The organism is Paenibacillus sp. P4_A9 (assembly GCF_056402415.1).
The window spans coordinates 1-22,041 of record NZ_JBFUHL010000065.1 but is presented as its reverse complement, the minus strand read 5'-3'; the positions used below and the strand labels follow the sequence as shown (position 1 = coordinate 22,041).

At 47.0% G+C, this 22,041-nt stretch carries 14 protein-coding genes; 3 read left to right on the top strand and 11 right to left on the bottom strand.

Annotated features, from left to right (window positions below; translation table 11 throughout):
• Positions 1–730 precede the first annotated feature (730 nt).
• Complete coding sequence (locus tag AC1DVJ_RS25625; protein ID WP_477594716.1) at positions 731–1,273, top strand: hypothetical protein; 543 nt, start codon at positions 731–733, stop codon at positions 1,271–1,273.
• Positions 1,274–2,025: 752 nt separating this feature from the next.
• Here AC1DVJ_RS25625 and AC1DVJ_RS25620 read toward each other — a convergent pair.
• The 4 genes from AC1DVJ_RS25620 to AC1DVJ_RS25605 all read right to left on the bottom strand — a co-directional run bounded on the left by AC1DVJ_RS25620 (position 2,026) and on the right by AC1DVJ_RS25605 (position 8,021).
• Positions 2,026–3,900, bottom strand: a complete 1,875-nt coding sequence (locus tag AC1DVJ_RS25620; RefSeq protein ID WP_477594714.1) for an LTA synthase family protein — start codon at positions 3,898–3,900, stop codon at positions 2,026–2,028.
• A gap of 225 nt (positions 3,901–4,125) precedes the next feature.
• The gene (locus tag AC1DVJ_RS25615; RefSeq protein ID WP_477594712.1) at positions 4,126–5,787 is read right to left on the bottom strand and encodes an FAD-binding dehydrogenase; all 1,662 of its coding nucleotides are present in this window, start codon (positions 5,785–5,787) and stop codon (positions 4,126–4,128) included.
• Between the two features lie 123 nt (positions 5,788–5,910).
• Positions 5,911–7,641 carry an AAA family ATPase gene (locus tag AC1DVJ_RS25610; RefSeq protein WP_477594710.1) on the bottom strand — a complete coding sequence of 577 codons (1,731 nt, stop codon included), beginning with the start codon at positions 7,639–7,641 and terminating at the stop codon, positions 5,911–5,913.
• A gap of 89 nt (positions 7,642–7,730) precedes the next feature.
• Positions 7,731–8,021 (bottom strand): hypothetical protein, encoded by a 291-nt coding sequence (locus AC1DVJ_RS25605; RefSeq protein WP_477594708.1) that lies wholly within the window; start codon positions 8,019–8,021, stop codon positions 7,731–7,733.
• A 990-nt stretch (positions 8,022–9,011) separates the two neighbouring features.
• Here AC1DVJ_RS25605 and AC1DVJ_RS25600 point away from each other — a divergent pair.
• Entirely contained in the window at positions 9,012–9,641 is a 630-nt protein-coding gene (locus tag AC1DVJ_RS25600) for an S-layer homology domain-containing protein (protein ID WP_477594706.1), read from the top strand.
• Positions 9,608–11,188, top strand: a complete 1,581-nt coding sequence (locus AC1DVJ_RS25595; protein WP_477594704.1) for an S-layer homology domain-containing protein — start codon at positions 9,608–9,610, stop codon at positions 11,186–11,188. Before AC1DVJ_RS25600 ends, AC1DVJ_RS25595 begins: the two co-directional genes overlap by 34 nt.
• Before the next feature lie 177 nt (positions 11,189–11,365).
• Here AC1DVJ_RS25595 and AC1DVJ_RS25590 read toward each other — a convergent pair whose 3' ends face one another.
• From AC1DVJ_RS25590 to AC1DVJ_RS25560, 7 genes are all read right to left on the bottom strand, one after another.
• Positions 11,366–12,472, bottom strand: a complete 1,107-nt coding sequence (locus AC1DVJ_RS25590; protein WP_477594702.1) for a rhamnogalacturonan acetylesterase — start codon at positions 12,470–12,472, stop codon at positions 11,366–11,368.
• Positions 12,473–12,529: 57 nt separating this feature from the next.
• Positions 12,530–13,726 (bottom strand): hypothetical protein, encoded by a 1,197-nt coding sequence (locus AC1DVJ_RS25585; RefSeq protein ID WP_477594718.1) that lies wholly within the window; start codon positions 13,724–13,726, stop codon positions 12,530–12,532.
• 95 nt (positions 13,727–13,821) lie between these two features.
• The gene (locus tag AC1DVJ_RS25580) at positions 13,822–16,389 is read right to left on the bottom strand and encodes an exo-rhamnogalacturonan lyase family protein (RefSeq protein WP_477594700.1); all 2,568 of its coding nucleotides are present in this window, start codon (positions 16,387–16,389) and stop codon (positions 13,822–13,824) included.
• A 124-nt stretch (positions 16,390–16,513) separates the two neighbouring features.
• The gene (locus tag AC1DVJ_RS25575; RefSeq protein ID WP_477594698.1) at positions 16,514–18,859 is read right to left on the bottom strand and encodes a helix-turn-helix domain-containing protein; all 2,346 of its coding nucleotides are present in this window, start codon (positions 18,857–18,859) and stop codon (positions 16,514–16,516) included.
• 269 nt (positions 18,860–19,128) lie between these two features.
• Positions 19,129–20,715 carry an extracellular solute-binding protein gene (locus AC1DVJ_RS25570; RefSeq protein WP_477594696.1) on the bottom strand — a complete coding sequence of 529 codons (1,587 nt, stop codon included), beginning with the start codon at positions 20,713–20,715 and terminating at the stop codon, positions 19,129–19,131.
• A gap of 46 nt (positions 20,716–20,761) precedes the next feature.
• A complete protein-coding gene (locus AC1DVJ_RS25565; RefSeq protein ID WP_477594694.1) occupies positions 20,762–21,646 on the bottom strand; it encodes a carbohydrate ABC transporter permease in 885 nt (294 codons plus the stop codon).
• 33 nt (positions 21,647–21,679) lie between these two features.
• Positions 21,680–22,041 (bottom strand): ABC transporter permease subunit (locus AC1DVJ_RS25560; RefSeq protein ID WP_477594692.1); only part of this gene is annotated, 362 nt, incomplete at its 5' end.

Sequence of the window (22,041 nt, the reverse complement as noted above, 5' to 3'; positions counted from 1 at the left end):
GGCTCTGCTACTCGAACCATCATTCTGACGCTGGATTATCCAGCTTCAGAGCGGCTCAGCTACTCGAACCATCATTCTGACGCTGGATTATCCAGCTTCAGAGCGGCTCAGCTACTCAAACCATCAGTCTGACGCTGGATTTTCCAGCTTCAGAACGGCTCTGCTACTCGAACCATCATTCTGACGCTGGATTATCCAGCTTCAGAGCGGCTCAGCTACTCGAACCATCATTCTGACGCTGGATTATCCAGCTTCAGAGCGGCTCAGCTACTCAAACCATCAGTCTGACGCTGGATTTTCCAGCTTCAGAACGGCTCAGCTACTCAAACCATCAGTCTGACGCTGGAATATCCAGCTTCAGAGCGGCTCTGCTACTCGAACGATATGCAGCTGCACCTTTGCTGGCCGAGCTTAGTCGATAAAGTCGCAATTTAGACAAATAATAGACGCATTTAACGTCATTTCATCCATTTATTTGAAAATAGTAGAGGGAACCGGCCAAAGTCAGTACTTAAAATCCAATAATTTGAAATTCACTAGCATACATCACTCGAAAACTGTCACAATTACAAGCGTTTCCATGATTACTAAGCAGCATATTCGTTACTATACGTTTGCAATTCCCAACCTAATCGTTTATATTTCTATCTTGCTGGCAATCCTATTAACATAGAATTCGGATTTTTTAACAATATAAGCCAGTACATAAATAATGATGAGGTGTACCTAAATGACATTGAAAAAAACGGCTGCAGGGCTTCTTATACTTACGATGGCAGTAACAGGCGCGGCATGTACGTCCAAAGATTCTGCAACTTCACCAACCCCAGCTGCTACAGCAACCGTAGCTCCACAAGCAACCACTGCTGTATCGCAAGATGCAACGAACATGACAGGCTATATTTCTGCTAGAATTGCACGCGAGAAAGTAGATTACTTGTTCGCTGAAGCCAAATCAGCAGATGGCGCTTTCATCGTTAACCCCATTGCTGCGAAAGACAAAGAAACAGCAAAGAAGTTTCTATCCAGCTACATTGACGCTTCGTTGGTAGATATCTTAACGAATCATTATGTAACGGAAACGAAAGCAGGCGCTTCATTCGCTACTAACACCAAATCGTACTTTACTTCCAATATTTTGGCGACAAAGAAAGAAGAAATCACGTTTGATAAAGCGAACACGCCTGAACTCGTGAAGTTCACAACAAAAGATGGCGTTACGTATACGACGAAAAAAGTAAACGATAAATTCCTTCTTTCTGAAGTGAAATAGGTAATGAAGGAACAAATATGGGGCTGTTTACAAGTAGTTTCTCTACTTGTGGACAGCCTCTGGATATGTAAACAAAGTAGAAGTAATATCTAATTAATTAAGAGGCGTACCTTGTATAAAGGTACGCCTCTTTTGTATTGGCTTTTATTGAATCATAAGCCCTTAGTCGCTAAGCACCACAGCATAAATGCAATTATTAAAATTTTGTTAATATAATTGATACGATTGTCCCTAATATTCCTATCCAGAATAAAGGGGCTTTAATAATCCGAATCGAGCTTTTCGTATAATTGGAGTTGTTTCTTCGTTTGTCATCCAAYTGCAAATCAATAATTGAAGACGAATCAGTAACAGTGTGAGCACCACTACGAGGATGGATACCGCTTGAACCTCCGTATACAAAAACTGCGACAATTAATATAATCAAAGATCCCATAAATACATAGTCAGAAAGTTGAGACATTGACATAAAGCACCTACTCCTTTCCTAAAAAGATTATGGTATTTTTGAAAATGAAAATTGAACAATAAAATAATACCATAGATTTTGATGGAAACTTGTCGTTTTTTGCCATTTTATATTTATGAATTCACCAATGTTCAATATTAGTACATATTTTAATATTAACCCCAAATTTCACATTACCTGTACACAAAGAAAAAGAATGAGACTAAAAAGTCTCATTCTTTACTTTAATTACACATATTTAAGATACTATAATTAGCATATGCTTAGCTCTTCTCTTCAATTTCTATTTTGCAAAATAATCGCTCTCATGCAGCCAACTAGCGATTTGGAACGAACGCAGAATATGATCTTTCTCTGCATCCCGCGGCTCGCCAACGAGTGTTCCATCGTTGAGAATTGTGAAATTTTTATTCGTATTTACAAGGATTTTCCCCATCGCTGTTGATTCAAATTTCGCTTTATCAACACCCATTAGGTAGGCAAGCGTCGGTAAAGTGTCAATTTGCCCACCGATCGTGGGAATCTCCTCTCCATCCATCCCTTTGCTGTAAACAATGAAAGGAAGTTGCAGCGTATGCGTTCTCCATGCTTCATTTTCCAAAGATGGAATCGCGTCGACTTGGTCCTGATAGTACTTATGCACACCTGTATGATCACCATAAATGGCGACAACCGATTGATCTAACAAACCTAATTGATCCAGCTTGTCTACGAATGCGCCAATCTGTTTATCTGTGTAGTTAATTGCTTGGAAATAAGCTCCCATGATCGTCTTATCTAAGCTTGGGTCTAGACGAAGCTCCCTGGTTTTCTCTGGTAAATCGAAAGGCCCATGGCTGGATAATGTAATGGCATGAAGCATAAATGGGGATTGAACTACAGCCATTTTATCGCCTAACTGCTTGAGATAAGACTCATCTGACAGGCCAAGTCCTACGGTATCATCTACCTTGTACTTCCTTAGATCCCAACTCGTTTGGTACCCGATATTGTGATGGGCCTCGACCCAGTTCCAACTCCCCGCGGGTTCTGAATGCGTGGAAATCGTTTGATAGCCCATGCCCTCCATTAGCTTTGGAAGCGAATTATACGTGTTGGTTGGATATCGGAAGAAATTCGCGCCCGATCGAACTGGAAATACCGAAGTAGTCGTCAGTAAATCACTATCTGAACTCGTCCCATTATTGACCTGCTCATAAAAGTTAGTGAAATACAAACTGTTACCTAATAAACGGTTAATGTTCGGCGTAATCTCTTGTCCGTTAACCTTCTGACCAATAACGAAATTTTCTAAAGATTCTACCTGAATGACGATCAGATTTTTCCCTTGAAATTTCCCCTTGTAGCTATTATCCGGCAAACCTTCCGCATTATGTGCAAGCCAATCCTGCACCTCCGCGCTTTCTTGATCGGCAAGGTTGATGCTTTTCGCTTCACCGAGAAGACGTAATCCATCATATAGATGATAACCAATGGGTGACATATCTGACATAGATTGAAAAGGTGCCCAACTCAAATTAAAGAACCTCATCTCGCCGTTAGTCGTATCCTTCACATCAATAYGGTAATGGTCATAGGTAACAATCCCTGCAGCTAGTAACATCAGCGTGATAGCTAGGATCGGCTGCCTTCTACGTTCACTTCGGCGTGAAATGATCGAAGAGTTGCTATTACTGAAAAGCGCAATCRCAACAATCACCACGAGATCAACCCATAACCATAAATCAAACGGACGTATAAACGTCCAAAGATTATAATCAAGTGGATTAAATCCATTTGGATGAACAATGAAGCGAAGCGATAGAAACGCTGCATACGCTCTGTAATAAACTAAATCACAAAACAAAAGCAAGCTAAACAGCACCTGAATACCAACCAAATAGATGCGGCGGCCTCGCTTTTTGAAAAGGAGTCCAAAGGCAACAACAAACAAAATAAACATAAAATGCGAGAGGACTGGTGGAATTGTAAAATACATTTTGCCAATATTGATCCCGGCATTGTCTGGCGCATGCAATGCTGCCAGCAAAAGCTGCGACTTCCACAGGATAGCAACGAACGTATACAACGTCAGCTTATGGCTGCTCAGAACGACATGCAGGAAACTTTGAACCGTGGAGAAAACAGTTTTTCTTTTATAGGATGATAATTGCAGCAAAAATGGTTCACCTCATACCTGTTGATTTCAAGCCGATTTTCCCATTTTAACACAMGTTACTATCGCATGTTGCTTACAAATATTGCAATATAGCGACAAGCAAGTATCATTGGATCGTTCAGCAAATAAAAAAGGACCCTGAGACGGGTAAAGTGCCCCAATGCCCCAAGGTACAAGAAACAACCTGAATCGATAATCTTCGACTCAGGTTGCTATTTTCTGCAGCTACAGCTTATTCCATGCCTTCACCACTGCTCGTCCCGCTGTTCGACCGGTAAATAAGCAGCCTCCGAGAAACGTACCTTCCAGCGCGCGATACCCGTGAAGACCGCCGCCACCGAAGCCGCATGCCTCTCCGGCAGCATATAAACCTGGAATAGCCTCTCCCGCTTGATTCAGTACACGACCGGATAAGTCCGTTTGCAGTCCACCCAAGGTTTTGCGACTCACAATGTTCAATCGCACCGCGATGAGCGGTCCATTCTTCGGATCCAACAGACGATGCGGTTTAGCGACTCGAATTAATTTATCACCAATATAGTTACGAGCGCCTCGAATGGCTGTGATTTGTAGATCTTTGGTAAAGGTGTGCTCGATTTCTCGATCCCTCGCCTTGATTTGCCGTTCAATATGGGCAAAATCAAGCAATTTCTCCTCCGTCAACGCATTCATGCCGGCGACAAGCTCAGCCAAGTTCGGAGCAACAACGAAATCCTCTCCCTTGTCCATAAAAGCTTGCACAGGCGCCATTGCTCCCGGCAATGCTCTAGCCAACACTTTACGTATACTTTTCCCCGTCAAATCTGGATTCTGCTCGGAGCCGGAAAGTGCGAATTCACGTTCAATTATTTTCTGGGTCAAAATAAACCATGAATAACAGTACCCCGATTTTTGGATCGCATTTAACGTACCTAATGTATCAAATCCAGGGAAGTTAGGCGCTGGTAATCGCTGACCTCGCGCATCCAACCAGAGTGAGGATGGTCCTGGAAGAATTCGAATACCATGGTTGTGCCACACGGGATTCCAATTCTTGATCCCTTCCGTGTAGTGCCACATCCGATCACGGTTCACAATCCGGCCTCCGGATTGCTCCGTAATGGCAAGCATGCGTCCATCGACATGAGTCGGCACGCCAGAGAGCATACGCTTGGGAGCTTCGCCCAGCCGGCTTGGCCAGTATTGGCGAATCAAGTCATGATTAGCGCCAATACCGCCACTGCTTACGATAACCGCTTGCGCATGGTACTCAAAGTCGCCAATCACCTCACGCGAGCTCGCTTCCCCGCGAGCGGCAGAGCTAGGCACAAGCACAGAGCCTGAAACGCCGGTGATGGCACCTCCGCTTTGAAGCAGCTCGTTCACACGATGACGTGGTTGGTACACAACAAGGCCATTGGCCATATGCGCTCGAATGCGTTGTTCAAACGGGGCGATAATGCCTGGCCCTGTTCCCCACACGATGTGGAATCGAGGTACGGAGTTTCCATGCCCCTCTGCCAGATAGCCTCCGCGTTCTGCCCAGCCGACAACCGGGAAGAAGCGTATCCCCATCGCATGCAGCCACTCACGCTTTTCACCAGAAGCGAACTCGACATAGGCCTCCGCCCATTTGCGTCCCCAGTAGTCCTCGTCGTCTTCGCGATCAAAGCCTGCTGACCCCTGCCAATCCTGCCAGGCTAGCTCTTGCGAATCTTTAATGCCTAAACGGCGCTGCTCGGGTGAATTAACAAGAAACAAACCGCCGAATGACCACCAGGCTTGTCCACCAAAGGATGCTTCCGGCTCTTGATCCAAGAGCAGCACCCTTTTGCCAGCATCCGCGATCTCTGCCGTTGCCACTAAACCAGCGAGTCCTGCTCCAACCACTATAGCATCATAATCCATGATCGAATTCCCCTTTGATTTTTGTCTCTAGATCGCATTTTTCGATCTTTTGCCATACAAATTGCCCCCTTCTGACCACTATAGCCAAAAAGGAGGCAATTTACCGACGGAGATTCCTATTCATTACGAATCCTTAAGATCCTCTTCCATGTCGTCGACTAATGGTTTTTCAAGTGTAAGCTTTTGCGGAGGCGCAGTAGGGAAAACCTCGATGGCCCTAGCCTTGGTGTCACCATAAAGCTCTGTGAAGATCTCTTCAATTTCATCACCGGTCAAATCTTCACGTTTCAACAGCTCTTCCGCAATCTTATGAACGAAATCCGTATAATCCAGCACGAGCTTCTTCACTTCGAGCATCTGCTCTTTGAGCAACTCGTTAATCTGTGGGCGAAGCGCCTTGAGACCATCCGTGCGCGAACCTACCGCTAAGAAGCTGAACAGTTCGTCGCCCATTCCGAGCATCCCCAGGTACGCACCTGCAATTTGGGTTGCATGCTGTAAGTCCGAAGTAACACCATTTAATTTCTTGTGCAGGAATTCATCCTCAACCGCACGGGCAGCCAGACAAACCTGAATTTCTGCTAACATCTCAGAATCACTGCGGTTATACCGCTCGTGTGTCTCCTTTGTAGCCGAAAGCCCCAGCGCACCGCCTCGTCTGACAATGGTGACTTTCCAAACACGTTCGTGAGGCTTAAGCAGGAACTGCGCCACCGCGTGACCCGCTTCGTGATAAGCCACATTTCGCTTCTCGTCATCTCGCATGGAGCGGAGCGGTTGTTTGAGGCCCCACTCATAGGTCTCCATCGCGGCACGGAAGTCCTCATAACTGGCTGCCTGAGCGCCACGTTGATGTGCGATAACGACTGCCTCGTTAACAATATGTTTAATTTGTGCAGGGCTATATCCAATGGAGTCGAGACCCGCTTTTTCCGCGGTGAGTGTTTCGTCCAGCTTTACTTTCTTCAGATAGTATTGGAAAATATCCACCCGACCGTCATAGTCAGGGACATCCACCCAGAGCTGCCGATCGAAGCGGCCCGGCCTGAGCAAGGCAGAATCGAGTACATCTGGCAAGTTGGTAGCTGCTACTGTTAACACGGGCGGCCGTTCTGCTTTTTTACGGCGTAGACCGAGCGAGCGCAGCATTTTCACGATTTTAGAGTTATCTATATTGGGCGGGTCCATTTGCAGAAGAAGTTCGTTGAGCAGGCCAGAACCGCCGCCCATGCCCATCATACCACCCATACCCATGCCACCGCCGCCTTGTCGGCTCATCCCGATAGCATCAATCTCGTCAATAAAGATGATACATGCGCCGTAGACGCGCGCCAGCTTACGTGCTTTTTTATAAATACCCATGACCTTCAGGTTACCGACGCCGAAGAACATATTCTGAAAGCTTGGTGCTGATGCGTAGGCAAAAGGGACTTGCGCCTCATTGGCAATAACCTGTGCTAAATATGACTTTCCAGTACCTGGTGGACCACAGAGCAGCAGTCCGCGAATCGCTTCTCCGCCCATCTCCTTGAACTCCTTGACACCCTTAAGCAGGGTAACAATTCGCTTCGCGTTATCCACAATTTCAGGATTACCACGGTAATCATCCCAGGTGGAGCCCGTCTCTCCTGGCAGAAGCCAATACGTTCGTCCTCGCGCTAGGAACCAGAAGAGCGCTACAAACTGAATGATCATAAAGGCCATAGCCATAACCAGGTTCAACAGTAGGCCGATAATACTAAACGCGACACTCCAATAGGTTGGCCCACCGATCCATAACACCCCGAAAATCAAGGCAATGGCTGTCAGCCAGAGGATCAACTTTCGCCATCTAATCCATTGATATCTCCTCATGGCTACACTTCCTTCATATGATAAAGTTTGAATTTCCCTATGAAATGGGCTTCAATCAAGACCCTGCATCATGCAGGGCCTCCGTTAGATTATTGGAATCTTTTAATGATATCCAACACATACTTGACCATCACAGCGAGACCGCAAATGAAATAAAAAATCACGATAATCCAGCCTGTTGGATCAAATGAAATCATAGATAATAGAACCGTCAGTGGCAGCACATAGTATAGGACATCTTTCAAATAACCTAGCACGAGTGTAGGACCAACGGAGCCTGCCCAAAAGGTTTTGAAGAACGCAATAAGAAAATCAATCAACATGAAGCCAAAAATACCCCACAACGTGTAAATTATCCAGCCCTCAATTGTATTTGTCACTTTTCATCACCACCTTCCTTCATACTATGCTAGGAATTGGGACGGGTGAATGACCAGTAGGCTAGAATGAATTGATTGAAATATTTCTTTTCTATTACTTACTTCATAAAGGTTTATTTTCCTTCTCAATCAAGAGTGTTTTAAGAAAAATATATTAATTTTTTTTGGAAATAAGACCGAAGTATGCCGCGGAATCTCTGAAAATCCACTAATAAAAAGACGCTAGTTCGCGAAGGCGCAACCAAGCTAATGGTATTAAGTGATGGAAGCGATCGAGCGACACCGCGGGGGCGCTGTGTGTCAGATCAGCTAGCTGCGCGGCTTTGTAGCTGGAACATCCAGCTTCAGCGTGTCAGATCAGCTAGCGTTGCGGCTTTGTAGCTGGAAAATCCAGCTTCAGCGTGTCAGATCAGCTAGCTGCGCGGCTTTGTAGCTGGAACATCCAGCTTCAGCGTGTCAGATCAGCTAGACGCGCAGCTTTGTAGCTGGAAAATCCAGCTTCAGCTTGTCAGATCAGCTAGCTGCGCGGCACTGTAGCTGGAACATCCAGCTTCAGCGTGTCAGATCAGCTAGACGCGCGGCTTTGTAGCTGGAACATCCAGCTTCAGCGTGTCAGATCAGCTAGACGCGCGGCTTTGTAGCTGGAAMATCCAGCTTCAGCKTGTCAGATCAGCTAGACGCGCGGCTTTGTAGCTGGAAAATCCAGCTACAGCATGACAGATCAGCTAGCTGCGCGGCTTTGTAGCTGGAAAATCCAGCTTCAGCGTGTCAGATCAGCTAGACGCGCGGTTGCGCACTCATATTTGGCCCAGGCTAAACGCTGCAATCCTCTTTTTGACAACAGAAGAATAATTATTTCCTTTTTTTAACAACCAACACCCAGAAAAACCCATCTAATTCCGAATACTGTAATAAGCTTTACCGACTCAAGCACGCACCGCATAATCGCAATTTTCTACTCATTTATTTTATTAAGGAGAGAAGAAAAAGATGAAGCATTCGCGTATGAAAAAACTGCTAGTCCCCACACTCGCCATCTCACTCGTAATGGGAATGGGGACAACGGCCTTCGCTCAGAACGGTCGCGATGACCACAAAGAAAACAATCACAGCAACAATTCACGCTCCATGTCCGACAAACGCCCAAAACCAGAAATCAAATTTGACTTCAAAGATATAAAGGGCAAAGATTTTGATTGGGCTGTAAGGTACATCATGAGTCTCGTTTCTAGACGCATTTTCGATGGGTATCCAGATGGCACCTTTAAACCGCAAGAAACGGTCACTCGCATCGAAGCCATTACGGCTGCTGTTCGGTTAATGGGGTTGCGTGATCAAGCAGAATCCGATGAGGAAAAGGCGACTAAACTGAATTTCCATGATGCAGCGAATGTGCCTTCGTGGGCCATTGGTTACGTCGCGGTCGCATTAGAGAACGATCTATTCGCTGAATCCGAAACGAACGTCAACCCGAATCAACCAGCAGATCGGTTGTGGGCGACAACGCTCCTAGTCAAAGCTTTGAAGCTTCAGGATGAAGCTGAAGCCAATATGAACGCAAAACTCCCCTTTCCGACTCAGCTAGCGTGCCTGCTGGATCCGTTGGATATGTCAAAGTAGCCGTCGACAAAGGACTCGTGAATGGTTTCGAGGACAATACCTTCCGCCCCAAACGGCTCGTTACTCGCGCGGAAATTGCCGCGTTATTAGATCGCGCAGGCAACCAATTGCCGGACAGCATTGATGGGCTCGTTACAGGTACTGTACTAGCACCCGTGAATGGCAATATACTGACCATTCGAAGTAACGACCAAAACACCAATGTCACACTTGATCCCAATGTGTTTATTTATCGAAATGGCGCTAAAGTGAGTCCATCCGCTTTGCAAACAGGAGATATTCTAAAGATCCGTTCCTACGATAATAACGTCATTTACATCGAAGTCACGTACCCCAATGGCGGTAACCCAACCAATCCAACAACTCCCACACAAGCCATCGGTGTGAAAACCGGCATGGTGGCCGCTCCTGTCACGGGTAACACGATCACCCTCTTGAGTGCTTCACAAACCATCTCACTTCCGCTTAATAGCACTGTGCTCTATTTCCGAAACGGCTCGCAAACGACGGCCGCAGGCATACAAATTGGTGATATCGTAAGCACACGCTCTTACAACTATGGCGTCAGCTATGTTGAAGTGACACAGCCTGTTGGAACGGTTGGAACACCAACCAATTACAATAATGTTGTTTCTGGTACAATGGCTTTCCCGACCAGTGATAATGTACTCCTACTTAGGACGAATAACGAAATTAAAGGATATCCACTCCACAGTAACGCGATCGTTTACAAAAATGGCACACTTACGAACTTAGCCTCGTTGCAGGTTGGCGATGTCCTGACATCCTACGTATATAACAATTACGTAGCTGTTATTGAAGTCACCAAAAGTGTTACACCCGTGACGACAACGGGCGAAATGACGGGAACCATTGTTGGGCCGGTTAACAATAACCTACTCACACTAACGAGTGGCAGTCAATCGTACAGCTTACAGCTTCACGCAAACACATCCGTTTACTTGAATGGTACTCAAACAACGAGTGGTGTCCTCCTGCCAGGTGATGTCATTAAGGTGCATTACTATAACGGTGTTGTCCTCCATGCCGAGGTGAGCCAACGTGCAGATGGAACCTCCTCCTCGCTTCCGACCATTACACAACTTACCGGCACTTTCATTTCTGCATCGAATAATGTCATCCTGATCGTCAGCGGCAATCAAGCGCAGGCCATTACTTTGAATGATAAGGCATTCGTCTATCGCAATGGAGCTTCCGTTAGCGCATCAGCGCTTCAGCAAGGTGACATTGTTAAAATCCGCTCCTATAATAATTCGGCCATCTATGCCGAAGTCACGCAACTCACCAACGGTAACAATCAGAACTTCAGTGTTTCAGGGACTTTTAACAGTGTAACCTTTACGAATCAAGGCAAAATTGCAACAATCACCATCAATCAAACAGGAACGAATGGCAGTAACGTAACGACCACGTACAATGTGTCTTCGAGCGTAACGATCACGGGGAACATTACAAATTTAGTTGCCAATCATGCGATTACCCTGCAAGGTACAGGGGCCGTGATCACGACGATTAACATTCAGTAGTCTCAATGCAAGAAAAAGAGGGTGACTCAAAAGCCATGTTTGTGGCGGGGGACCCTCTTTTTCACATCTGTAAGTGTGTTTTTCACCCTTACTGTGCGAGGCATTCGTTTTCGCAAAAAAACAAAGGAGCTAAGCGAAAATACGTCGCTTAGCTCCTTCTCCATTCATGTCCATACATCACCGCAAATACAAGCTTAGCGGCTGCAGCTTCAAGTCCTTCAACCCAGCGAGCACAAGCCTCGCTACTTCGATCCCGCCCTGCTGCTGGAAATGGGTGTTGTCTTCGACACCTTCCGGGAAATTCATGAATTCGCCTGGCGCCAGCCACATGAATAACCGCTTGGTTCCCTCTGGCCCTAATGCTTCAAACAAGGTCTTGCTGCTAGCAGCAAGATCGATCAAAGGCACTTCTTCGGCCAAGGCCAGCTCTCGCATCGCAATCAGATAATCGCCATGCGTATCGCGCAGGGTACCATCTTCCTCAAAGAATCGCCGCTGCACGGACGTGACCAGAATCGGATACGCGCCACGCTCACGCGCACCATCGATGTATATTTTCAGTGTTTCCTTATAGGTGGAAAAAGGCTCCGTAAATCGTGCTTCATCAGGCTTCTGATCATTATGACCGAATTGGATGAGCAGGTAATCATGGGGCTTGATTTTGCTCCAAATGGTATCCAAGACACCTTCGCGAATAAAGCTTAGTGAACTGCGACCCGACAGCGCATAGTTGGCTACCGCCGCATCTGCTTTGACGAACAGTGGGAGCATTTGTCCCCACCCCGCATACGGATACCCATCCAACGATTGGTCGGTCACGGTTGAGTCCCCTGCTAGAAATAGCGTGCAAGCTGCTGGCGCAGGCTCGATTTCCAACGCATTGATGCGCGGTGCTCTGCCCGTGAACGTCAGCTTAAGCTGTGCATCCGTAACCCATACAGAGAAGCTTGTACGGACAAAATGCCCCGCTGAAGTACGCTGCTTATGAAGCACAAGCCTTCCTTCACCCGTGGTGATCGTCGTTTCTGTTTCAGCGATCTCATCGCCTAATAGGATCGAAACGCGATAGGTCCCGTCAGGGACATCCACCAGAAATGAAGTATCCAGCGGAATACAAAAATCTCTGCGCAACGAGCCAGGTTCATCTCGATCTTTGGCATGAACATTCTTCACGCTGCTAAAGCCATATCCAACCGATTTCTCATACTCATCTTGCGGTGTAATTTTGGTGTATCCTGACTCCGGGTTCTCTACCCCGAAATCGAACTTAAATGCGTGTGTCATCGTAGATTTCCTTTCTAAACACGATCGCTCATCTTGAATGGATCGATAGAGGTTTTCTCACAACGGAATTTCGCCGCCGGGATATAAGGTTGAGCTGGACAAGCGTTTGGGCTGCGGCAGCTGTGTACCGGACAGTCCTTCACCCAACGAAATCGGCCCACTTGCATAAATAGCGGCCGTCTCATCATTATAAATGATCACTTGCTCTGTCCCACTACCATATACATCGGCATGTACGGCATAACCGTTTAGCGGAAATTCAACAACAACATTCATATCACCATCATACAAGGACGGCCACAAGCCGCCACCTCTACGAAAAGCAAGTATCAGATCCGCGGAACCTGCTTCCCACCCCCGGAGAGGCTCGATAATTGTCAGCCAACCATCGGTTTGGCGGTCTTCCTTCCAAATTTCTTGACCCTCACTATCCAAGAGAAATAGGGCATCTTTCCCTTTCAAACCCTTCCCATCATCCTCACGAACAAGACGATCCAACCCTGCTATTTGCAACCCTGGCTTATCACTCCTGAACCTGCCTAGGGCGATATGCTGCGATTCAATGGAACCCTCATAGCGCCACAGCTCCACACCAAATCGATCATACATGACTGTTACACTACCGCCGATCACTAGCTCTGGCTGTCCATCGCCATTCACATCCCCGACCCAGATACAGTCGGCATGATCCTCGAGATTCTGACAGCTCCATAGCTTCTGACCATCATGGTCCAACAAATCATAACCAGCCATAACCTCGTCTTTCCCATCACCATCTAAATCATATACCCATGGGAAATGCCCAGGATTCCCTTCGTGCGTCCATAATAAATTAAAATGACGATCGAACGCCCACATGGTGTGGTAGCGGTCTTTCAGGATGATGTCACTGGCGTAATCGCCACCTGTCAAATTTGCTACGATGATGCAATCATGCGCATGCTCATGCGGCAGCTCGTGCGAAGCCTTCACTTCGCCATTAACTCCGTTCAGGATGAGAAACCGCCCATCCATCACGCATAATACCTCTAACTGACCATCGCCATCGATGTCAGCGATTTGAGCGGGATAGTCCGATCCCGCACTCCCTGCACCCGAATCTGGCTTGCCTGTCTGCCACAGCAGATTTCCTTCCAGATCAAATGCCGTCAGGCATTGCACCTGATGGGGAATATAGCGAACATCCTGTCGATTGTCAGGATGCACCAGCAGCATCTCCATACGGCCGTCTCTGTTCAGGTCGCCTAGGAGCATTTTACAGCGCGGACCCGCCGCACTAATGTCTATTTTGCCAATTAGATTAGGCTCTTTGCTAATAAATCCCACAGCTAATTCCTCCTAAAACCCGTCTATTGGGGAAGCCAATCTGATATCAGCTCAAGTGCGATAATGGTATTCAATGACCATTGCGCAGCCTCATTGGTGTTCATCCAATCAATCTCTTGCAAGGTGTCCACATGCGTAACGATGGAAGCCTCCTGCTGAAGATCAACCTTAGCAAATGAGCTTCCAAGCAAAATGAACCAACACTTCTCCGCTGTCTCATCATCCTGCTTATAAAATGCTCCATACGCTGTGATCGCTGCACTAAGCACTGGATGCTCGAAATTCTTCGTGGAAATCTGACCGTGGGTCAGCTTATCCTTCTGCACCTGTGTTTGGTTATAATACACGCCGAGCTCCGCCATCATGACTTCCCACTCTGGATCCTTCAACATGCCTGCAAGCTCAAACCAAACTTGAGGTCCACCCATACAAATGGCCAAATGTCTTCCCCAGTTATCATCACCCAGCGGCGACAACACCCCTGTTTTAGGATCATACCCGTAGGTTGGTCCGGAAATGAGGCCATAATTCGCATCCTTAATGCAATTGATGCCAACCAAGATTTTATCCCGATACGAAGTATCCTCATACCGCTCCCAACGCGTCATCCAGTTCGAGCTGAAAGCCGCCCAATCCGGTCCTACTCGGATATGCGTGGGATGCTCATCCTTTGGAAAATACGCGCGCATCGGATCCAAATTCACCGTCGTGAAATCGGAATCACGTACCTCATCCATGATATCTCCAATCCGCTCATCGGCGGTCAAATAATAGAAGTAGCGATGCAGACCTGCCATCCCGATCCGAGCCTCCTTGCAGCCGCAGCCCCAATGGACGACATTATGCCTGGAGCCGAGTCCCGCATATTCGCCGAAATGGTACAAATCCACTTCGCTTGTGTGTCTCGTCATCGCTTCCGCCATTCGGAAGATATCCGCTCGCCCTGTACGGAGGAACATGACCCAAAGCCACATGTTAGGCGCAAGCTCGGTATTTTGCCAAGCACAACCGCCTAAATCGTAATTCCACACATGCCGAACGGGATCGTAGCTATGCATGAAATCGCCATAATCCCAGAAGCCATACCACTTCCGCTGCTCAACTTCCTCTTTATAAAAGGCAATAATACCGTCCAGTCGATTCTCCAACTGAGCTTTCACGGGATGGCTTCGATCCGGCAAGCTCCAGTAGCCAAAAGCACCCGACTCGTGATAATACGCCGGCTCGCAAATGAGCAGGGAAGGATTTTGCGCTTCCGCCTGCATGTGCTGAAGAAGCTCCGTATCTGGCGTCTCACGCGTACACCAGAGCAACAATTCACTCGTATTCGCAATCCCATAGGGGGTTGCCCGAAGCTCTTCCGCTCCTTCATACGAGGATTCCACGTGTGTTTCTGTATCATAATGGCGAAGATCCATGGATGTCCCATCGGGGGACCAAAACCAGATCGTAAACGCAGCTTCCGACTCCGCTGTACCGTGTACCTCAAAGCTAGATGGATGCTTCTCCCAGAAGTTGCGCAACCCCACCGCTAAGCCGCCGCCCTCACCGCCTACATAGCCCAAACCGCCAGCGCGTGCACCGTCCGTCACTTTGACCCAGCTGCAGCCTGCCTTCGTCCGCTTCCAAATCCGATAATGCTCAGAGGAATCCTGAACAAGTTTAAAGCTGTCCCATGTCGCTGAATCATCCAACAGCCCCAGGAAATACGCATCTTCAGCGGGGTCAAATGTGGTTAACTCGCCCAATGTTTGACGCTCAAATAGCTCTCTATACTTCCCTTTCGTGCGACGGGTGTGCAGAGTCTTCGGCGACTCGCTGAAATAACCGCGATCACCTGCAAAACGGATATGTCGATTATACTGTGCCCCTCTCATCGGAACCGCAAAGCGGATGCCTAAACCTTTGATGAAATCCTCATGTGGATTCCCATCGTAGTGAAACGTATGCACAAGTTTTATCGTTTCTTGACCCGCATACACATACATTCGTAGTGTAAAAGGCAGCCACGCTCTTGCGCCCGTTGTCGAGCGGAGCCTGCCGTCCAGCTTCACGACAGCCCGGATCGGTCCGTCTTGTTCAACAACAGCTCGCAGAACACGACTTTCGTAAGCTTCTTCACGAACGGTCCGTACGCCAGACGCCTCACTCTGCGCTTCCTTCAAGCAGATCAGCTCGCCGCCGCGGCATATCTCATTGCCATCCCGAACAATACTGCGAAGCCATTGTTTGCCTTGCTTGCCTAATGTGCAGATCATGACCCCTGTATCCAGGGTAATGGTATCGTCCGTTTCCGTTACGAGAATACGGTGATCGGAATCGGGACCCCTGCCTTTTCGAATGGCAAACCCCTCATCTGATCCAGGTTGAATGGCTGCCGCATGAGCAGACCATTTCACACTGCCATCTGGCCAGAAAGCGGTCGGCCAACTTTGCACCGGCACAGCTCCTTGGCCGTCATCCGTTTCCAAACGCAAGGACTCCGCCCGCCCAAGCTCTCCCTCGCGCCAAGGTATTCCCCATGTTATGCCTACAGGTTTAGAGGCCTCTTTGTTTAACCAACGCAGCTTAATTGCCAGATCTGAAGCCAAGCGATCATCTCCTTTTCACATCTAGCCCTATTGTAGGAAGAGGATCTCTTGCGAACAAGCGGACATTATTGCTAAGCTGCGATCGGGCTGTTTGCACTTTTTTGGCGGTATAATACATTGTTGCTTACGAAGTTCGACTGAGCTCTCGATAGCGCGTTGGCGTCATGCCTTCTAATTTTTTGAAAATTCGATTGAAATACGTATGCTGGTAACCCACTTGATCGGCGACATCGTTAATCCGCATTTCCGATTCCCGAAGCAGTTCTTTAGCTTTATCAATGCGCAGCTCGGTTAAATAATCAATAAAGTTTTTGCCCGTCACTTGCTTGAAGGATCTGCTTAAGAAGAACGGATTCGTCCCCGTGTGTTCCGCACAATTATCAAGCGAAATATCCTGTCTATAATTCATTTGCAAATAAATCATGGCTTGTTCTATAATGCGTTTCACTTGGGCATCGGAACGCCCTGACATCTCCTTCATGAAAGGCCTTAGCACTTTTTCCTGAAACCAGGCAAGAATTCTCGAGGATTCCCGAATCTGGGAAAGCTGCTCATATAAATTAGCGCCTTTAAAGAGGCGATTCGGGTTAATCCCGGACACCATAATGGCATGCTGAACATTGCCAAGCAGATGCAGCATTCCTTGCTGTACCTCAATTTCTTTGGCCCCTTTGCAGGTTAAAACCTCCAGGAAAGACACTAGCAATTCGCTCGCTTCCCCTTCTTTTCCAGTCCGTAAAGCTTGAATGAGCTCTCGCTCCTGAGTAAACGGATATTGCAACTCCATGTCTTCATCTCCTGCAAAATTGTCATGCTCCATATCGATAATCTGGTTCACATTCTCGAAGTAGCGATAGCTAACCGCTTGCTTCGCTCGTTCAAATGCGATAGGTACATCAGAGATCAGCGTTACGGGTCGGCTAATCGCCATCGTCATTCTCATTTTCAAAATACGATTGATCGATTGCTTCAACTCTTCGCTAAAAGCTTGGCATACCTCCGAATAAGTTTGACCCTCAGGAAGAATAAGCAAGATGCCTGCTGTTAGATCRTGAAAATTAAGGGTATGACTTTGATCAACGTACTGAGAAGCCAGCTCCTCAATCATATTCACGGCTGCAAAGGTGACAAGTCCCTCTTCCCCGAGCCGGAAGTTCCCTTCCACACTTGTCATTCCAATTAACTGGACGTACAGGACAACGAATTGTTTATTCTTCAAATCCCACTTAAAACGCTCCATCCGGTGGCGTAAATCTTCCTCTGAATACGCATTCAAATATCCTTGGAGTAGTTGATGCAAGAAGCTGTCTTTTAGGTGGGGAAGCTGTTCGCTCAGCTTCGTATTCAGCGCCAAGCTCTCATTATGCATTTGCATCCATTGTGATTCTAATAATGTGAATTCATCACACTGTTGACTATGGGACGAGCTTCCCCCCAGCATCGCAACAAGCCTTTTCACAGGCAAGTAAATGCGTCGAGATGCCAGCCATGCAAGCAATGCCGCAAGCAGCAATACGGCGAGGCTTACCGTGATAATCAGTTTGGAAATAAAGACCACGGGCGACGTGATACTCGAAATCGGCGACGCGGATACGAACGTCCAATCATCTGAAATTCTGGCTAAGCTGCCGTACGAAACCGTATAGGTGGAGCCTTTCCAATCTATGAAAAAGGAGCCTTTTTTGCCGCCTAAAGAAGCAATTTTCTCACGAAGAGCGCCCACAAACGGAGAAGTTGACGTGTTGCCGTTCGCCGAAACGAATAGCTCGCCCGCATTCTGAATCAGAAACGTCTCCCCGCCATCATATGGCGTCAGTGTATTGAGCATATTCGCCACCTTTTGACTATCAAAACGAAACACTAACACACCAAACGGTTTCAAGCTTCCACCGGGAATTTGATGAACGAGTGTTAGATCCTTATTCTCAGGGCGATTTGCATCAAATGACCACTGCGTCCAATAGGTCGTATGTTGACCGTGGATCAGAGGATCATATCTGGTGGCCGTTGCGGCTGTACGTTCATCCATCTTCATATATTCAGGGTTGAATAAAACAGAGCTATTCCCACCCACATACAATTCCGCATGCTTCACCATCGCATTCGAGCCCTGCATAGCAATAAGTGTGCGTGTGATATCCTGTGTGCGTTCKAAATTTCGGACAAAATCATATCCGTTCAGGCTATAGTCGAATTTATTGTCAAACGCCCAATGGGATAGCAGCAGCTCTAGATTGCCTAATTGGTCATCAATATTTTGGGACCGTTGTTCAATTTGCCGATAATGCAGCTGAAGAAGCTCGCTTTCCACGCGCCCCCCTGCCATCCAATAAACGAGCACCCCCATCAAAAGTCCAGGAATACCCGAGACGATAAATATCGTGATCAGACTCTTTTTGTAAAAGCGTCTTTGACCTCCAATCGTATTGTTTAATCTTTTGGCTAGTCCTTCTTTTATAGCTCGTAACATGCTCTCACCAACCGTTCGAAAGTTTAGTTTGGAGCGAAGACTTCACCTTTGAGCGTATAACGATTAGGGTAAAGATGGAAGTTAAATCCCAGTGAATTTACACCACTTTTCCGACTTCTTGGTTAAGCTTCCATGATCCACAACTTATTAATACCTACTATTTTCGATCAAATAGTGCCTTTTATGTCCGTAAGCGTACAACTTGGGCTGTCCCCCGCTTCCCTCCTAACTAAATAAAAAGCCGTGTCCCCAGACACGGCTTCTCCACTTTATTTCTTCGCAGCTGCATACAGATCGTTCATTTCTTTCACCAAATCATCCCCGCCTGATTTCTTCCAAGTTTCGAACGCTGCTTTCAATGCTGCTTCGTCACTTTGACCAACGATGAATTTAATACGTGCATCGTTGATGATGTTATCCAGCTGTTGGCCTTTTTGCGAGTAAACCGTGGAAATGAATGGCTCAACTGGATTTGCTACGATGTTCGCTTCTGCTTCTTTTTGAATCTTCGTCGTTTGCAGACGAAGCGGTGTTTGCTTCACTTTCAAACCGCGATCTTCCGGGATAAATGGCAGCATTTGGTTCAAGCCTTCCACTTCCGATTCGAGAAGAGCCGTATCCTTACTCACCACAAGCGCGTCGCCATCCTTCGTATAATGYTTGCCTTCGATACCGTAGCCAGCTAAGGTTTGAAGCTCAGGCTCATTCATTTGATCCAAGAATTTCAATATGCGCTTGAGCTCTTCCTCTGTTTTCACACTAGATTTCGAAACGGCCAGAATACCTGCAAATCCGGAGGTAGGCAGTGCTTTCAAGCCATTTTTGCCAGTGACGCCAATCATATTATCAACATAATGAATGTTAGGATTATCTTTGCCATCCTTGGCAAGCGCTGCATGAATTTTATCATCCATACGTGCGGCATTGTCTGTTACGTCAACGATAACCCCTGCTTGATTGTTGGCAATGGGATCGTTCCACTTCGCTGAATCAAATACGGCGAAATCTTGATTGATCAACTTCTCATCATATAGCTTTTTCATAAATTTAAGCGCTTCGAGGTATTCTGCGGTTTGAAACTCAGGTACGAGCTTGCCATCCACAACGCCCCATTTGTTCGGCGCTCCAAACCAAAGCTTCATGATATCAAAGCTGCTTGCCCATTGCCCCGTCCATTTGACCAAAACCATGCCATATGTGTCATCCTTGCCGTTTTTGTCGGGATCTTTCTCTTTAAACGCTTTGAGCATATTGTAGAAATCATCAATCGTTTTGGGTGGTTGCATACCGACAGCTTCCAACCAATCTTTGCGATAGTTAATGCCATTTCGACCCAAAGCACGTCCACGGTAAATACCGTAGTTTTTCCCATCAATCGACGAGTTGTTCATAATAACTTGATTCGCTTTGCTGAGATTCGGATAATCCTTCAAATATTTCCCAATTTCCCAGAATGCGCCCGATTTGGCTGCGTTCACGAAACTCGGGTTCTTCACATCACCAACGTAGATGATCTGAGGGAGCTTCCCTGAAGCCAACGTAATATTGAATTTATCTGTGTAGGAAGCGTTCGGCACCCACTCTAGGTGAATGTTCGTATTAGTTTTCTTTTCAATTTCTGTCGTAACTGGACCATCGTCCTTCGGGAAATTCGTTTTGAAGATAGGAAGCATGATGCTCAGATCAAGCGGAGCTAAGTTCTCAGGAGCCTTTGTCTGTGTAGCCGCTTGTGTCGCAGTAGCGGATGACGCAGGTGTTGCTGTTCCTCCATTGCCACTGCTACAACCAACGACGGTTGTCATGACTGCTGTGCCTACGGTTGCTGCAGTTACCCATTTTTTTGCATTTTTCTTCATCTAACATACCTCCCTTAGAATATGGACTTGCCTCTATCTGAATCCGTTACCCCTTGACTGAACCAATCAAGACCCCTTTAGCAAAATGCTTTTGCAGGAACGGATAGACAAACAAAATTGGAATGGTACCCACGACGATAACAGCCATCTTGATGGATTGCTCGGGCGGTTTCACGAAATTCGGATCCATGGAATTGAGATCTCCAGCTGCAGCCTGTGACAGCAACACAATCTGTCTGAGCATCACTTGCAGTGGCCATTTGGCCGGGTCGTTGATGTACAGCAAAGCTGAGAAGAAGTTGTTCCAATGGCCGACGGCATAAAATAACGTGAAGGTTGCCAGTACAGGCATCGATAACGGCAATACAATCCGCCAGAGAAGACCGAGTTCTGTACAGCCGTCGATTTTGGCTGCTTCCTCCAATTCTGGCGGGAGCTCTTGGAAAAAGTTTTTGACAATAATCAAGTTAAAAGCGCTAATCGCGCCAGGAATCATTAACGCCCAAAAGGTGTCCAACATATGCAGCTGGCGAACGACAAGATAAGTTGGAATGAGTCCACCGCCAAACAGCATGGAGAAAATAATTAGATTCAAAACGGTGTTCCGCCCCATTAAGCTCCGCTTGGATAAGGCATAGGCCATCGTTACGGTGAAGAACAGGTTCACACATGTACCGACAATCATGACATAAAGTGAAACACCAATACTCTTCACAATTGTGTCCGTCGAGAAAATAAAACGATATGCCGCTAAAGTAAACGTCTCCGGTATCAGGAATACCGCACGTTGCGTCAGCTCCGCATCCGATGCGAAGGAACCTGCTATAACATAGAGAAATGGCAGAATGGCCACGATGCCAATGACACCAAGAACAATATAATTACTTACATCGAAGATGGTTCCGGGAACGCTCTTATATTGCTTTGCCAAAACCTCTCTCCTCCTTTACCCATAGTATTCGTTTTAGTAAATGCCAGATTGTCCGAACCTTTTCGCTGTCCAGTTCGCACCAAGTACCAAGATGACGCCAATGACGGCTTTAAACAAGCCAACAGCTGTGCTATAACTAAACGCTCCTTGTGTGATCCCCATCATGTACACGTAGGTATCAAATACTTCCGCCACATCCCTGTTCAAAGGATTCAGCATAAGGAAAATTTGCTCGAAGCCATTATCTAAAATATCTCCCATCCGCAGGATGAGCAGGATAACGATCGTGCTGCGAATCGATGGCAGCGTAATGTGCCACAGCTGTCTTAAGCGGTTGGCCCCATCCACAATGGCTGCTTCGTATTGTTCAACATCAACACCAGCCAGAGCTGCTA